The sequence below is a fragment of the Polaromonas sp. genome (genome assembly GCF_039932935.1).
Lineage (GTDB): Bacteria > Pseudomonadota > Gammaproteobacteria > Burkholderiales > Burkholderiaceae_C > Polaromonas.
Map to the genome: position 1 here is coordinate 12,924 of NZ_JBDTPB010000095.1, position 15,344 is coordinate 28,267.

At 62.1% G+C, this 15,344-nt stretch carries 16 protein-coding genes; 12 read left to right on the forward strand and 4 right to left on the reverse strand.

The features are described 5' to 3' along the window. Nucleotides 1-10: 10 nt before the first annotated feature. From ABI546_RS16230 to ABI546_RS16245, 4 genes are all read right to left on the reverse strand, one after another. On the reverse strand, nt 11-916 hold the full coding sequence (locus ABI546_RS16230; protein ID WP_348048097.1) for a D-amino acid aminotransferase: 906 nt from the start codon (nt 914-916) through the stop codon (nt 11-13). A gap of 84 nt (nt 917-1,000) precedes the next feature. Continuing rightward, on the reverse strand, nt 1,001-1,549 hold the full coding sequence (locus tag ABI546_RS16235; RefSeq protein WP_348048099.1) for a DUF2062 domain-containing protein: 549 nt from the start codon (nt 1,547-1,549) through the stop codon (nt 1,001-1,003). Continuing rightward, nucleotides 1,546-2,655, reverse strand: a complete 1,110-nt coding sequence (locus ABI546_RS16240; RefSeq protein ID WP_348048101.1) for an MBL fold metallo-hydrolase — start codon at nt 2,653-2,655, stop codon at nt 1,546-1,548. The genes ABI546_RS16235 and ABI546_RS16240 overlap by 4 nt, the downstream gene beginning before the upstream one ends. A 25-nt stretch (nt 2,656-2,680) precedes the next feature. Then, complete coding sequence (locus ABI546_RS16245) at nt 2,681-3,130, reverse strand: CopD family protein (RefSeq protein ID WP_348048103.1); 450 nt, start codon at nt 3,128-3,130, stop codon at nt 2,681-2,683. Between the two features lie 222 nt (nt 3,131-3,352). Here ABI546_RS16245 and ABI546_RS16250 point away from each other — a divergent pair, with 222 nt between their 5' ends. From ABI546_RS16250 to ABI546_RS16305, 12 genes are all read left to right on the forward strand, one after another. Next, nucleotides 3,353-3,850, forward strand: coding sequence for an ATP synthase subunit I (locus tag ABI546_RS16250; RefSeq protein WP_348048127.1), 498 nt, complete (start codon nt 3,353-3,355; stop codon nt 3,848-3,850). Nucleotides 3,851-3,869: 19 nt separating this feature from the next. Then, nucleotides 3,870-4,748, forward strand: coding sequence for a F0F1 ATP synthase subunit A (atpB, locus tag ABI546_RS16255; protein ID WP_348048105.1), 879 nt, complete (start codon nt 3,870-3,872; stop codon nt 4,746-4,748). 57 nt (nt 4,749-4,805) lie between these two features. Beyond that, nucleotides 4,806-5,072, forward strand: a complete 267-nt coding sequence (gene atpE, locus ABI546_RS16260) for a F0F1 ATP synthase subunit C (RefSeq protein WP_174575471.1) — start codon at nt 4,806-4,808, stop codon at nt 5,070-5,072. Between the two features lie 70 nt (nt 5,073-5,142). Next, nucleotides 5,143-5,613: a F0F1 ATP synthase subunit B gene (locus ABI546_RS16265; RefSeq protein ID WP_348048107.1), complete on the forward strand. Its 471-nt coding sequence runs from the start codon at nt 5,143-5,145 to the stop codon at nt 5,611-5,613. A 12-nt stretch (nt 5,614-5,625) separates the two neighbouring features. Then, a complete protein-coding gene (locus tag ABI546_RS16270; protein WP_348048109.1) occupies nt 5,626-6,156 on the forward strand; it encodes a F0F1 ATP synthase subunit delta in 531 nt (176 codons plus the stop codon). A gap of 61 nt (nt 6,157-6,217) precedes the next feature. Continuing rightward, nucleotides 6,218-7,831 carry a F0F1 ATP synthase subunit alpha gene (gene atpA, locus ABI546_RS16275; protein ID WP_348048111.1) on the forward strand — a complete coding sequence of 538 codons (1,614 nt, stop codon included), beginning with the start codon at nt 6,218-6,220 and terminating at the stop codon, nt 7,829-7,831. Between the two features lie 28 nt (nt 7,832-7,859). Beyond that, on the forward strand, nt 7,860-8,726 hold the full coding sequence (gene atpG / locus ABI546_RS16280) for a F0F1 ATP synthase subunit gamma (RefSeq protein WP_348048113.1): 867 nt from the start codon (nt 7,860-7,862) through the stop codon (nt 8,724-8,726). Between the two features lie 58 nt (nt 8,727-8,784). Continuing rightward, complete coding sequence (atpD, locus tag ABI546_RS16285) at nt 8,785-10,188, forward strand: F0F1 ATP synthase subunit beta (RefSeq protein ID WP_348048115.1); 1,404 nt, start codon at nt 8,785-8,787, stop codon at nt 10,186-10,188. Nucleotides 10,189-10,226: 38 nt separating this feature from the next. Beyond that, a complete protein-coding gene (locus tag ABI546_RS16290; protein ID WP_348048117.1) occupies nt 10,227-10,646 on the forward strand; it encodes a F0F1 ATP synthase subunit epsilon in 420 nt (139 codons plus the stop codon). Between the two features lie 286 nt (nt 10,647-10,932). Further along, nucleotides 10,933-12,039 carry a ligase-associated DNA damage response exonuclease gene (locus tag ABI546_RS16295; RefSeq protein WP_348048119.1) on the forward strand — a complete coding sequence of 369 codons (1,107 nt, stop codon included), beginning with the start codon at nt 10,933-10,935 and terminating at the stop codon, nt 12,037-12,039. Next, nucleotides 12,036-13,691 carry an ATP-dependent DNA ligase gene (locus ABI546_RS16300; protein ID WP_348048121.1) on the forward strand — a complete coding sequence of 552 codons (1,656 nt, stop codon included), beginning with the start codon at nt 12,036-12,038 and terminating at the stop codon, nt 13,689-13,691. The genes ABI546_RS16295 and ABI546_RS16300 overlap by 4 nt, the downstream gene beginning before the upstream one ends. Beyond that, on the forward strand, nt 13,688-15,344 hold a 1,657-nt coding region (locus ABI546_RS16305), incomplete at its 3' end, for a DEAD/DEAH box helicase (protein ID WP_348048123.1). The genes ABI546_RS16300 and ABI546_RS16305, both read left to right, overlap by 4 nt.

Consider the following 15,344-nt stretch of genomic DNA (forward strand, 5'->3'; position numbering starts at 1 on the left):
AGCGGTCCTTTCAGGCCTGTTTGGCACGCTGGTATTCAGCGTACAGTTTTTTGTAGGTGGGGCCGGGGTGGCCTTTTTCTACTCCGTGGCCCACCGGCTGGCCATCCAGCAGGGTCACGGGCAGCACTTCCTTGGTGGCCGACGACAGCATGAGTTCATCGGCATCCAGCACCTCGGCGCGCGTGATGCGGCGCAACTCGAACGGGATGCCGGCGGCGCGGCACATTTCCTCGATCAGGCCGAAGCGGATGCCTTCGAGCACCAGGTTGTCCTTGAGCGGGCCGATGACCTTGCCGTTTTTGACGACCCAGACGTTGCTGGAAGCAGCTTCGCTCAGGTAGTCGCCGCGGAACATCACGGTCTCGACCGCGCCGGCGTCTACGCTGATCTGGCGCGAAAACACCGCGCCCAGCAGGCTGGTGCTCTTGATGTGGGCTTTTTCCCAGCGGAAGTCGTCGGCCGTGACGCAGGCCACGCCTTTTTCGCGCGCGCCGGCGCCGGGCAGCTTCATCGGGTTGCACATCACAAACACCGTGGGCGTCAGGCCCGGCAGCATGGAGTGGTCGCGCATGGCCACGCCGCGGGTGATCTGGATGTACACCAGTTGATTGCCTTTTTCGGCTGCAGCGCCCGTGGAATGAGCGCAAGCAGCTATCAATTTCAGAGCAATATCCAGCCACTCGGAACGGCTCAGCGGGTTGGTGATGCGCAGTTCGGTGAGGCTGCGTTCGAGCCGCGCCATGTGCTGTTCGAAGCGAAACGGTTTGCCTGCATACGCCGGCACCACTTCATAAATGCCGTCGCCGAAGATGAAGCCGCGGTCCATCACGCTGATCTTTGCGTCGCGCAGCGGGGTGAATTCGCCGTTGAGGTAGCAGGGGGTATCGGGAAGTGCGCTGGCGGGAATCGTTGTCATGGCTGGGTAGTGAAGAAGTGAAAGTGCTGCGATGGTGCACCGGCGCACCGCTAGGAGCCTGCCTGTCGGCTTGCTTCCGATTGTCTATGGTCTGGCGGCCTGCCGGTGGCGGCGTTTGAACCAGACACGAACGCGCCAGCCCATTTTGACCAGCAGGTAGCCTGTGATGGAGCCGACCACCGCAAAGATGCCCATGCCCAAAATGGCGGGCCCACCGAAGGACGTCACCCAGGCGACGAAGCCGGCGCCCTCCGACATGCGAAGAGGCGGAGGCGCATCCAGCAGCAGATCGCCCACCTGATAGGCCAGCCAGAGCCAGAAGCCGACAGTGAACGGGTTGGTAATAAAGGTAATACCGGCGGCGACCGGAATGTTGGCGCGCCACCAGACGCTGCTGGCGACCGCCGCCACGACTTGCGCGAACGGAAGCGCAAACGCCCAGAAGATGCCGATGGCCACGCCGCGCGCGACGGCCTCGTGCTGGAGCCGCCACAGCTGCGGCTCCAGCACCCTGTGGGCCACGGGCCTGAGCCACCGGTTGGCCACCAGGTCTTCACGCGTCGGCACGGATGCCTTGAGGCGATCCGTCCAGTGCGGTTCGCCGGGTGTGCGTTTCTTGTGGCGCGATTTCATAGGGCTGGTCTGGGCGGTAAAAAGCGGGTCTCGCCGATCGCCATCACGCTGAAGTCGTCATCCTTCAGGCCTTTGGCCGCGCGGGCGGCGGCCAGGTCTTGCGGCGGCTGGTCCAGCGGCTCGTCGGTCAGCTCGAAAGTGCCCCAGTGCACGCCCACACTGCGCCTGGCGCCCAGGTCCTGGTGGATTTGCACTGCTTCGGCGGGGTTGACGTGCTGACCCGACATGAACCAGCGCGGCTCGTAGCCGCCCACGGCAATCAGGGCCAGGTCAAACCCGCCGCCCCGGTTGGCAAAGCGCGCCCGGGTATCCAGGAAGTCTTTGGAGTAACCGGTGTCGCCGCTGAAATACCAATGAAGGTCGGGTGCGAACACGGCATAACCACCCCAGAGCGTCTGGCTACGGTCGCCGAAGCTGCGCGCCGACCAGTGCTGCACCGGTGTGAAGTTGAACTCCACGCCTCGGTAAACGTGGCTGTCCCACCAGTCCATTTCGATGACGTGTGTGATGCCGCGGCTGGCGAACCAGGACTTGACGCCCAGCGGCACCAGGAACAGGGTGGGGCGGCCCGCAGCGGCGGAGCGCGCGGCGATCGCCTGCACGGAGTCGGTGTCCAGGTGGTCGTAGTGGTTGTGTGAGACCACCACCACGTCGATCGGTGGCAAGTCGGCCAGTGCGATGCCAGGCGGTTGCACGCGGGAGGGGCCCATGAACTGCACCGGGCTGGCGCGCTGTGAGAACACCGGGTCCGTCAACACGTTGAGCCCGCCGGCCTGCACCAGCATGCTGGCGTGGCCTATCCAGGTGATGGCGGGGCGGGGCTTGGTTGTGCCCGACGCAGCAAAAGTCGAGGCGTAGGCCTGGATGGCTTTCAGGTCGGGCGCTTGTTGCGGGATGGGCGCGGCAGGCGGTTTGGGTAGGCCTTGCTGGCGCTTTTCCCACTGCCATCGCATCAGTGCACCAAAGCTCTGGTTGACTGAGGCGGCGTAGTTGTTCCGGAAGCCCTCGCGAATGTGGTGCGGTTTGGCGGGGTCGTAATAGGGGTTCACGGCCGTGCAGCCTCCGGCCAGAAAAAGCAGGCTGCTGAAAAAGAGGCTTGCGCGCATGGATGCGGCACGGACGCCCAGGGCTTCACGCCAGGAAGATGACGGCTGCGATCGCCAATGCACCCAGCGCGAGATTGGCCAGGGCCAGCGTCGCAATCTGCCCGACACGGCGGCCGCCTTCCGGCCAGTCGGACGCGGTGACTGCCAGCTTGAGCCGGCGAAAAGGTCCGAAATACAGGTGGCCGAACAGCGCGAACATCAAAAGGCCGATGCCGAACATCAGGTGCCAGCCAATGGGCGCGTTTTTCATGCCGACCGCCATCAGCATGGCCAGGCCTGTCAGCAAAAGGACGGTGATGGATACCCAGACCAGCGCGAAAAAACGCACCAGAATGTGCACGATCAGTGGCAGGCGTTGCGGCGGCGCAAGTTGCCCGGCCGCCAGGGCCGGCCGCAGTGCAAACAGCATGAAAGCCGCGCCGCCCAGCCAGGTGACGGCGGCGGCAATGTGCAGGAATTTCATCAGGGCTTGCATGGCTTCTTTCGGTGGGGTGTGGTTCGCGGCGGGCATCCCGCTTGGGGTCCCTTTTAGCGGTGATTGTGAACCACCCCTCCGTATTTCAGGCTGAAAACGGCCAATCGCCCCTAATCCGGATTCAAAGCCGGGATTTTGCGGATGTGCGGGGGTTTCTACGTATAATCAAGGGCTTTGCTAATAACCGCCCCTGTAACTTTCCCGTAATTTGTTATGACGAAAATGGGAAATTCTGCGAATTCAGCGGTAGCTCCGGATAACCGGGTTGTTACAGATGATTTTGAGGCGCAGGAAGAAAGTTTCAAGACCCTGACCCGCGAAGAAGCCCAAAAGCTTCGTGAAGCGAGTCCTCAGGCGTCTCCCTGGTCGGTATTGGCGGGGCAGTCGGTAGCCGGAATTGTGGTGGCATGTGTCGCCTGGGCTCTGACGGGACAGCAATCGGTGGGTTGGTCGGCGCTTTACGGGGCGTTGGCGGTGGTGATTCCGGCGGCGCTGTTTGCGCGCGGTTTGACCGGCAAGGTTTGGTCGATGAACCCCGGCACTGCGGTGATGGGGTTCTTCTTGTGGGAAATGGTCAAGATCGCCTTGACGGTGGCAATGCTTTTTGCCGCTCCAAGGCTGGTTTCGATGCTGAGTTGGCCGGCAATGCTGGTCGGCCTGGTGGTGACAATGAAAGTGTCCTGGCTCGCGTTAATGTTCGCGGCCAGGCGCAATAAATAAACTTTGAGGCGAGCAATAAATGGCTGCTGAGAATGCTGCTGGACATGGTGGTCAGACTGCTGGTGAATACATCGTTCACCATTTGACGCATTGGCGTAATAAAGAGCTGGTTGGCCCATTCGATCTGACCGTTATCAACATCGACTCGACGATTTTCAGCATTTTGCTGGGCGTGATCGGTTGCTTCCTGCTCTGGAAGGCCGCCCGCAAAGCCACCTCCGGCGTTCCCGGCCGTTTCCAGGCTGCCGTCGAAATTCTGGTCGAAATGGTCGACGCGCAAGCCAAGGGCATCGTGCACAACGCCGAGAGCCGCAAGCTGGTGGCTCCCCTGGCCCTGACGGTGTTCGTGTGGATCTTCCTGCTCAACGCGATGGATTTGCTGCCGGTTGATCTGATACCTGCAATTTGGGCGGCCATCTACGGCGCTGCCGGGCATGATCCACATCACGCGTTCATGCGCTCCGTGCCAACTGCCGACCTCTCGGTCACGATGGGTCTGTCGCTCGGCGTGCTGATCACCTGCCTGGTTTACAACGTCAAGATCAAGGGTGCCGGCGGCTGGATCCACGAGCTGTTCACAGCGCCTTTCGGCAATCACTGGGCGTTGTACCCTTTCAATTTCCTCATGCAGATGATCGAGTTCGTCGCCAAGACCGTTTCTCACGGCATGCGACTGTTCGGCAACATGTATGCGGGTGAACTGATCTTCCTGCTGATCGCCCTGATGGGTGGTGCATTTGCCTCGGTCTCGCTGGGCACCGGCATTGCACTGGCGATCGGCCACATCATTGCCGGCTCGGCCTGGGCGATTTTCCACATCCTGATCATCACGCTGCAAGCGTTCGTGTTCATGATGCTGACTCTGGTGTATATCGGCCAGGCGCACGATCACCACTAGTCAGTTGTTCCCGTTTTTCTTTTTTCTTTTTCTCTCGTAACCAAGTCCTAAGGAGTCATCATGGAAGTTATTAGTTTTGTCGCTCTGGCCGCCGGCCTCATCATCGGTCTCGGCGCTGTCGGCGCCTGTATCGGCATCGGCATCATGGGCAGCAAATACCTGGAAGCAGCTGCACGCCAGCCTGAGCTGATGGGCGAACTGCAAACCAAGATGTTCCTGTTGGCCGGTCTGATCGACGCCGCTTTCATTATCGGTACGGGTATTGCGCTGTGGTTTGCCACCGCCAACCCATTCCTGGCGCAAATCGCCAACCTGCCTAAGTAATCATCAAAGTCCCAAGAATGTCATTCCTTCGGGTCGGCCATTGGCTGGGCCCCAAGGGAAAGGATGAGCAGTGAGCATTACCGGTACCCTTATTGTCCAGATGATCGTGTTCCTGATTTTGGTCGGGTTCACGATGAAATTTGTGTGGCCACCCATCGCGGCGGCCCTGGACGCGCGTGCGCAAAAAATCGCTGACGGCCTCGCCGCTGCCGATAAAGCCAAGTCTGAACTCTCCGTTGCCAACAAGCGCGTGGAAGAAGAGCTGGCCAAGTCGCGCAATGAAGCGGCCGTGCGCCTGGCTGAAGCCGAGCGCAGGGGCCAGGCCCTGGTTGAAGAAGCCAAGGCCCGGGCAACCGAAGAAGGCAGCAAGATCATTGCTGCCGCCAAGGTGGAAGCCGAGCAGCAGTCCGTCAAGGCTCGCGAAACCCTGCGTGAGCAGGTCGCCGCGCTGGCCGTCAAGGGCGCCGAGCAGATTCTGCGCAAGGAAGTCAATGCCAGCGTGCATGCCGACTTGCTGGGCCGCCTGAAGACCGAACTCTAAGCGAGCATCAACATGGCCGAACTAGCCACCATTGCCCGTCCTTACGCCGAAGCCTTGTTCAAGGCCTGTGGCTCCGACCTGGGCGGCACCGCTGTCTGGCTCGATGAGCTGGCCGCCATTGCTGCCAATGCGCAGCTGCAGCAGTTCGCCGGCAACCCCGGCGTCACTTCGGCGCAGGCGTTTGACGTGATTTCGGGCGTTGCGAAGACGAAACTGCCGGACGCCGCGAAGAACTTCCTGCGCACGGTGATCGACAACGGCCGCCTGAGCGTCCTGCCGGAAATCTCCGCGCAGTTCCGCACCCTGAAAAATGCGCAAAGTGGTTCGTCCGATGCGACTGTCTACAGCGCATTTGCGCTGGACGGTGGGGCGCTGGCCGATCTGTCGGCAACGCTGGAAAAACGCTTTGGCAAGAAGCTCAACCTCCAGGTTGAGCTGGAGCCGGCCCTGATTGGGGGCGTACGAGTCGTGGTGGGTGACGAGGTGCTGGACACCTCGGTGAAAGCCCGTTTAGAGCAAATGAAAGTGGCGCTGATTTCCTGAGCCCGGTGCCCAGGCGCCATTACAGGTTTTTAGCCAACAACATAGAAAGAAGGAAAGAGTCATGCAACTCAATCCCGCAGAAATTTCTGAACTGATCAAGAGCCGTATCGAAGGCCTTGCCGGTAGCAGCGACATTCGCAATCAGGGCACCGTGGTGTCCGTGACCGACGGTATCGTCCGCATCCACGGCTTGTCCGACGTGATGCAGGGCGAGATGCTGGAATTCCCCGCAACCGCCGATGGCACCCCCACCTACGGCTTGGCACTGAATCTCGAGCGCGACTCCGTTGGCTCCGTGATTCTGGGCGAGTACGAGCACATTGCCGAAGGCGACACCGTGAAGTGCACGGGCCGTATTCTGGAAGTGCCTGTGGGTCCAGAGCTGCTTGGCCGTGTGGTCAACGCACTGGGCCAGCCGATTGACGGCAAGGGCCCGATTAACGCGAAGCTCACCGACGTGATCGAAAAGGTTGCGCCTGGCGTGATCGCCCGTAAATCCGTTGACCAACCCCTGCAGACCGGCCTGAAGTCCATCGACTCCATGGTTCCCGTCGGCCGCGGCCAGCGCGAACTGATCATCGGCGACCGCCAGACCGGCAAGACTGCCGTCGCGATCGACGCCATCATCAACCAGAAGGGCAAAGGCGTTTCCTGCGTCTATGTAGCGATTGGCCAGAAGGCTTCTTCGATCAAGAACGTTGTGCGCTCGCTGGAGCAGGCCGGCGCGATGGAATACACCATCGTCGTGGCAGCTTCCGCTTCCGAATCGGCCGCGATGCAATACGTCAGCGCCTACTCCGGCTGCACGATGGGCGAATACTTCCGCGATCGCGGCGAAGACGCGTTGATCGTGTATGACGATTTGTCCAAGCAGGCCGTGGCTTACCGCCAGGTTTCGTTGCTGCTGCGCCGTCCACCAGGCCGCGAAGCCTACCCCGGCGACGTGTTTTATCTGCACAGCCGTCTGCTTGAGCGCGCAGCACGCGTGAACGAGAAGTACGTTGAGGACTTCACCAAGGGCGCCGTCAAGGGCAAGACTGGTTCATTGACCGCACTGCCGATCATTGAGACGCAAGCTGGTGACGTGTCAGCCTTCGTGCCGACCAACGTAATTTCGATTACCGACGGCCAGATCTTTCTGGAAACCAGCCTGTTCAACGCCGGTATCCGTCCAGCTATCAATGCCGGTATCTCGGTGTCGCGTGTTGGTGGCGCTGCCCAGACCAACTGGATCAAGGGCCTGTCCGGCGGTATCCGTACCGACCTGGCCCAATACCGCGAGCTGGCTGCGTTTGCGCAGTTCGCTTCCGACCTCGACGAGTCCACTCGCAAGCAACTTGAGCGCGGCGCCCGCGTGACGGAACTGCTCAAGCAGGCGCAGTATTCACCGTTGCCGATCAGCCTGATGGGCGTGACGCTGTTTGCGGTCAACATGGGTTCGATGGACGACGTCGAAGTCAAAAAGGTTCTGGCTTTTGAGGCTGGCCTGCACAGCTACCTCAAGGACAAGCACGCACCTCTGCTGGCGACCATTGAGAAGAATGGTCCGAAGTGGGATGCCAAACCTGCCAAGCCTGATGACAGCGATGCGAAAAAGGCCTCCAAAAAGGTGTGCCAGGACGCTGAAGCCGAACTGAAGGCTGCCGTGATCGAATTCAAAAAGTCGTTCGCCTAACTCTTTCACTCGAAACCAGGAAACTGTTATGGCAGCAGGCAAGGAAATTCGCGGCAAGATCAAATCGGTGGAAAACACCAAGAAGATCACCAAGGCCATGGAAATGGTGGCCGCTTCCAAGATGCGCAAGGCGCAGGAGCGGATGCGCGCTGCCCGTCCTTACAGCGACAAGATCCGCAACATCACGGCCAACCTGAGTCAGGCCAATCCCGAGTACACCCACGCGTTCATGGAGTCCAACGACGCCAAGGCCACCGGGTTCATCGTGGTGACGACCGACAAAGGCCTGTGCGGCGGCATGAACACCAACGTGTTGCGCGCCGTGACCACCAAGCTCAAGGAAGTGCAAGCCGCTGGCCATGATGCGAAGGCTGTGGCCATCGGCAACAAGGGTCTCGGTTTTCTGAATCGGGTGGGTGCCAAGGTGGTGTCGCATGCGACGCAACTGGGCGACAAACCGCATCTGGAAAAGCTGATTGGCCCCGTGAAGGTTCTGCTCGACGCGTACAGCGAAGGCAAGGTCAACACGGTGTACCTGTGCTACACCAAGTTCATCAACACCATGCGCCAGGAGCCCGTGGTGGAGCAACTGCTGCCTTTGACCGCCGCACACCTGCAGGCCGACAAGGACCAGCACGGCTGGGACTACATCTACGAGCCCGATGCGCAGACCGTCATTGACGACTTGTTGATTCGCTACGTGGAAGCACTGGTGTATCAGGCGGTTGCCGAGAACATGGCATCTGAGCAGTCAGCCCGCATGGTGGCCATGAAGGCCGCGACAGACAACGCCGGCAGCGTGATTGGCGAACTCAAGCTGGTGTACAACAAAACGCGTCAAGCGGCGATTACGAAAGAACTTTCGGAAATCGTTGCCGGTGCTGCAGCGGTCTAACGGTTTCAGGCCGTCACACCCGATTTAAAGATTTAAAGAAACGAAAGAGGATTCAATCATGGCTCAAGCTCAAGGCAAGATTGTTCAGTGTATTGGTGCGGTGGTTGACGTGGAATTTGCACGTGACCAGATGCCCAAGATTTACGACGCGCTGAAAATGGAAGGCTCCGCGCTGACGCTGGAAGTCCAGCAGCAGCTGGGTGACGGCATTGTGCGCACCATCGCTCTGGGCACGTCCGACGGCCTGCGTCGCGGCAACATGGTGTACAACACCGGCGCCAACATCACGGTTCCCGTGGGCAAGGCCACGCTGGGTCGCATCATGGACGTGCTGGGTGCACCCATCGACGAGCGTGGCCCTGTCGACCAGACGCTGACTGCTCCGATCCACCGCAAGGCCCCCGCGTACGACGAACTGTCGCCATCGCAAGAGCTGCTGGAAACCGGCATCAAGGTGATTGACCTGGTTTGCCCGTTCGCCAAGGGCGGCAAGGTGGGCTTGTTCGGCGGCGCCGGCGTCGGCAAGACCGTGAACATGATGGAACTGATCAACAATATCGCCAAGGCGCACTCGGGCTTGTCCGTGTTTGCCGGTGTGGGTGAACGTACCCGCGAAGGCAATGACTTCTACCACGAGATGGCCGACTCCGGCGTCGTGAACCTCGAGAACCTCGGCGAATCCAAAGTGGCCATGGTCTACGGTCAGATGAATGAGCCCCCGGGAAACCGTCTGCGCGTCGCGCTGACCGGCTTGACGATCGCTGAGTCTTTCCGTGACGAAGGTCGCGACGTGCTGTTCTTCGTGGACAACATCTATCGCTACACGCTTGCCGGTACCGAAGTGTCCGCGCTGCTGGGCCGTATGCCTTCCGCCGTGGGCTACCAGCCAACGCTGGCCGAAGAAATGGGCCGCCTGCAAGAGCGTATTACCTCCACCAAGGTCGGCTCCATCACGTCCATCCAGGCCGTTTACGTTCCTGCCGATGACTTGACCGACCCTTCGCCTGCCACGACCTTTGCCCACCTGGACTCCACCGTGGTGCTCTCGCGTGACATCGCTTCGCTGGGTATTTACCCCGCGGTGGATCCGCTTGACTCGACCAGCCGCCAGCTTGACCCGAACGTTGTGGGTGAAGACCACTACGCCACGGCCCGCGCCGTGCAAGGCACGCTGCAGCGCTACAAGGAACTGCGCGACATCATCGCGATTCTGGGCATGGACGAACTGGCTCCGGACGACAAGCTGGCCGTGGCCCGCGCTCGCAAGATCCAGCGTTTCCTGTCGCAGCCTTTCCACGTTGCTGAAGTGTTCACCGGCTCCCCCGGCAAGTACGTCAGTCTGGCTGAAACCATTCGCGGCTTCAAGATGATTGTGGCCGGCGAGTGCGATCACCTGCCAGAACAGGCGTTCTACATGGTCGGCACGATTGACGAAGCTTTCGAGAAGGCGAAGAAGGTCTAAGGCTCGCGCCTCAACCCTTTTTCCACTAAGGAGCGTTTATGTCAACCACCATTCACGTCGACGTGGTCTCCGCAGAAGAGTCCATCTTCTCGGGCGAAGCACGCTTTGTGGCTCTGCCCGGCGAGGCCGGCGAGTTGGGGATTTACCCGCGCCACACGCCGCTGATCACGCGCATCAAACCCGGTGCTGTACGGATCGAAAAAGCCGACGGCACGGAAGAGTTTGTGTTTGTGGCCGGTGGCTTGCTGGAAGTCCAGCCAGGCACGGTGACCGTGCTGAGCGATACCGCCATTCGAGGCAAAGACCTGGACGAAGCGAAGGCGATGGAAGCCAAGGCCGCTGCTGAAGAAGCGCTGAAAAACGCCAAAAGCGACATTGACATTGCGATGGCCCAGTCCGAGCTCGCTGTCATGGCCGCCCAGATTGCTGCGCTGCGCAAGTACCGCCAGAAGAAGTAAGAACCCGCAACGGCTCAGGCCGTTGCAAAGCAGGCCCTTCACGGGACTGCATCGAGCCCCTGCCGCAAGCCAGGGGCTTTCTTATGGGCGGTACGATCTGGAGAGACTTGGTGATCGCTTCGCCAACTTTTGCTGGCAATGTAAGCCCCTGCTGACAGCGAAAGCACCTGCAGCCGCTCAGCGCACGTTTGCGCGCAGGTCTAGGATTGCCTCGTTGGGCAGCGAACGCTGATGCCGGTGCTTTGTAAGCTGGCAGGCGCTTCGCCCCTGCGAGACCTACCATCACATGGACCTGATCGTGGCGCGGCCGGAAGGCCTGTACTGTGCGGCGGGCGATTTTTATATCGACCCCTGGCGGCCGGTGGGCGACGCGATCATCACGCATGCCCACTCGGACCATGCCCGCGTTGGCCATGGAAGCTACCTCGCGCACACCGACAGCGAAGGCATCCTGAGAGCGCGGCTCGGTGACATCAGCCTGCAAACCCTGCCCTATGGTGAAACACTGGAGCGGCGTGGCGTCACGGTATCGCTGCATCCTGCCGGCCACGTGCTCGGTTCGGCCCAGGTCAGGGTGGAGCACCGCGGCGAAGTGTGGGTGGCCTCGGGCGACTACAAAACCGAAGCCGATGGCACGTGCACCCCGTTTGAATCCGTGCCCTGCGACACCTTCATCACCGAGTCGACCTTCGGCCTGCCGATTTACCAATGGCCGAAGCAGGAGGCGCTGTTCGCGCAGATCAATGACTGGTGGCGGCGCAACGCTGACGAGGGCCGGGAGTCCGTCCTGTTTGCCTATGCATTTGGAAAGGCGCAGCGCATTTTGCATGGCGTGGATGCTGGCATTGGCCCCATCGTGGTTCATGGGGCGGTAGAGCCGCTCAATGCGGTATACCGGGCCGCGGGCGTTGCGCTGCCCGAGACCTTTCGCGTAACCGACCCGCAAGTGAATCCGTCAATGCTGAAGCGCGCACTTGTGCTGGCGCCACCTTCTGCGCAGGGCACGCCGTGGATGCGGCGTTTTGGCAGCTATGCGGACGCGTTCGCCAGCGGCTGGATGCAGCTGCGCGGCACCCGAAGGCGTCGCGGCGTAGACCGCGGTTTTGTCATGTCTGACCATGCCGACTGGCCAGGGTTGCAACAGGCCATCGCCGGCACCGGCGCCGCGCGGGTCATGGTGACCCACGGCAGCGTCGCGGTACTGGTGCGCTGGCTTCGTGAAAACGGCTTGCAGGCTGAAGGCTTCAAAACCGAATACGGTGAAGAGGACGAAGCCGACAAGGCGACGCAGGAGCCGCTTGCTCCGGCCACGCCCGAAACCCGTCCGGATCCGGCGACTGCCTTGAACGCCAGCCAGCGCGCGCGCACGCCTGATGAAGAAACCGGCACATGAAAGACTTCGCCGCACTGTACCGGGAGCTCGATGCCACCACCTCCAGCCTGACCAAACAGGCGGCGCTACAGCGCTATCTGCAGGTTGCGGCACCGGCTGATGCTGCCTGGGCCGTGTATTTTCTGGCCGGCGGCAAGCCACGCCAACTGGTGCCAACCAAGCTCCTGCGCCTGCTGGCGCAAGAAGCCGCCGGGCTGCCCGAATGGCTGTTTGACGAATGCTACGAGGCTGTCGGCGACCTGGCCGAAACCATCTCCCTGCTGTTGCCCGCACCGACAGAGCAGCATGCGCTGGGACTGGCCGTGTGGGTCGAGCAACATCTGCTGCCCTTGCGCGCGCTCGCCCGCAGTGCGCCTGAGGCCTTGCCCGGCACTTTGCGGGCCCAATGGCGCCGCCTTGCCATGGATGAGCGGCTGGTGTACTTCAAGCTCATGACCGGCGGCTTTCGTGTGGGCGTCTCAAGGCTGCAGGTGACGCAGGCATTGGCGGCTGTGGCAGGTGTCGATGCCAAACGTGTGGCGCAGCGCCTGATGGGCTATACCCACGTCACCGGGCAACCCAGCGCCGCCGATTACGCCCAGCTGATCGCGGCCGAAAGCAGCGGCGAGCTGAACCAGAAAACCAGCGGCCAGCCTTACCCGTTTTTTCTCGCGCATCCATTCAATGTCGCCGTCGACCAGTTTGACGCGCTGCTGGGGCCGCCGGCCAGCTGGCTGGTCGAGTGGAAGTGGGATGGCATTCGCGCACAGCTGGTCAAGCGTGCGGGCCAGGTCTGGCTGTGGTCCCGCGGAGAGGAACTCGTCACCGACCGGTTCCCGGAACTGGCCACGATGGGCGAGGCATTGCCGGACGGCACGGTGCTTGACGGCGAGGTCGTGGTCTGGCGCGAGGACAAGGTCAGGCCTTTCGCCGACATGCAAAAGCGCATCGGCCGAAAAACCCTGAGCCCCAAGCTGCTGCGCGATATCCCGGTCGTGCTGCTGGCATACGACTTGTTGGAGTGGGTGGGGTGTGACCTGCGCACGCTGCCGCAAGCAGCGCGCCGCGTGCTGATGGATACGCTGGTCACGCAGGTGCAGCACCCGCAGTTGATCGCAAGCCCGATGCTCACAGGCGATAGCTGGGAAGACCTCGCACGCCAGCGCGAAGCCGCGCGTGAAATGGGTGTGGAAGGCATGATGCTGAAGCAACGCCAGGCGCAATACGGCGTGGGGCGCACCAAAGATGTTGGCACCTGGTGGAAATGGAAGATCGATCCGCTCAGCATAGACGCCGTACTGATCTATGCGCAGCGCGGCCACGGCCGGCGTGCCAGCCTCTACAGCGACTACACCTTCGCGGTGTGGGACGGCGCACCTGGGCAGCCTGACCGCAAGCTGGTGCCTTTTGCCAAGGCCTACTCGGGTTTGACGGATGAAGAGATGAGCCGCGTCGATGCGGTGATCCGCAAGACCACGGTCGAGAGTTTTGGGCCGGTTCGCAGCGTCAGGCCGACATTGGTGTTTGAGCTCGGCTTTGAAGGCATTGCCCGCAGCAGCCGGCACAAGAGCGGCATTGCTGTGCGCTTTCCCCGCATGCTGCGCTGGCGCGAAGACAAGCCCGTGGAAGAGGCCGACACCCTGGAAACGCTGGCTGCGTTGCTGCCCCCATGAGCCGCGGCCGCTCCATCGCCAAAGAGGCACTGGCAGCCTGGTTCGCATCGCGTGGGTGGAAGCCCTTCGCCTTTCAGCGCGAGGTCTGGAAAGCCATTGCCCAGGGTGAGTCGGGCATGCTCCACGCCACCACCGGGGCCGGCAAGACCTACGCCATGTGGTTGGGTGCTTTGATGGCATTTACGGCTCTGTCCCGCACCAGTCGTGCGCAACCAGCTATTAAAACAATAGCGCATCCGGGTGCCCAAAAAGCACCGCCCGCGCAGGCGCTGACGGTGCTGTGGATCACGCCCATGCGGGCGCTGGCCGCCGACACACTGCGCGCGTTGCAGCAAGCGCTGGAAGTGCTTAACGCCGTGAAGGACGAAGAGGGCGCGCCGGTATTCGCCGCCTGGAGCGCCGGCGCGCGCAGCGGCGACACAGCCTCGGCCGAACGCAGTGCGCAAAACCAGCGCTTGCCCACCGTGCTCGTGACCACGCCGGAAAGCCTGTCGCTGCTGCTGGCGCGCGCCGATGCGAAGGAGGTGCTCGGCGGCCTGAGGATGGTCGTCGTCGATGAATGGCATGAGCTGCTGGGCAACAAGCGCGGCGTGCAGGTGCAGCTGGCGCTAGCAAGGCTCAAAAGCTGGACCCCCACGCTTGTCACTTCGTGTACTGCGCTGCCCCCCGAGGGGGCCGCTGCGCCTGCGGGCCGGCAAAGCCGGACCCGCGGCCCCGGCTTGACTGGGAAATCGTCTGTGCCGCGCGTAAACCAAACGCCCCTTGTGATATGGGGCATGTCGGCGACGCTGGGCAACCTCGACGAAGCCATGGCCACCTTGTTGGGCTGTGGGAACGGCACGCTGGTTCAGGGCCAGGTGCCCAAGAAGCTGGTCATCGACTCACTGTTGCCCGGCCGCGCTGAGCGTTTTCCCTGGGGCGGCCACCTGGGGCTGACCATGTTGCCGCAGGTGATTGATGAGATTGCCGGCAGCAGCACCACACTGGTCTTCACCAATACGCGCTCGCAGTCCGAGATCTGGTACCAGGCGCTACTGGAAGCCAAACCCGAATGGGCCGGGCTGATCGCGCTGCATCATGGCTCGCTGGACCGCGAGGTGCGCGAGTGGGTGGAGGCCGGCCTGAAGAAAGGCGAGTTGCGCGCCGTGGTCTGCACTTCCAGCCTGGACCTGGGCGTGGACTTCCTGCCTGTCGAGCGCGTGTTGCAGATCGGCTCGCCCAAGGGCGTGGCGCTGCTGCTGCAGCGCGCCGGGCGATCCGGCCATGCGCCGGGCAGGCCATCACGCATCACGCTGGTGCCCACGCACAGCCTGGAGATCGTGGAAGGCGCCGCGGCGCGCGCTGCCATCGCGGCCGGCCACATCGAGGCACGCTCCTCTCCGGAGCAGCCGCTGGACGTGCTGGTGCAGCACCTGGTCACCGTGGGGATGGGCGGCGGTTTTTTACCGGAAGCGCTTTACGAGGAAGTGCGCAGCACCGCGGCCTATGCGGGGCTCTCGCGCGAGAACTGGGAATGGTGCCTGTCCTTTGTGCGCCAGGGCGGCCCTTCGCTGTCGGCCTACCCCGACTACCGGCGCGCCGTGCCCGACGAAGAAGGCGTCTGGCGCGTGCCCGATGCGCGGCTGGCGCGGCGCCACCGCATGAACATCGGCA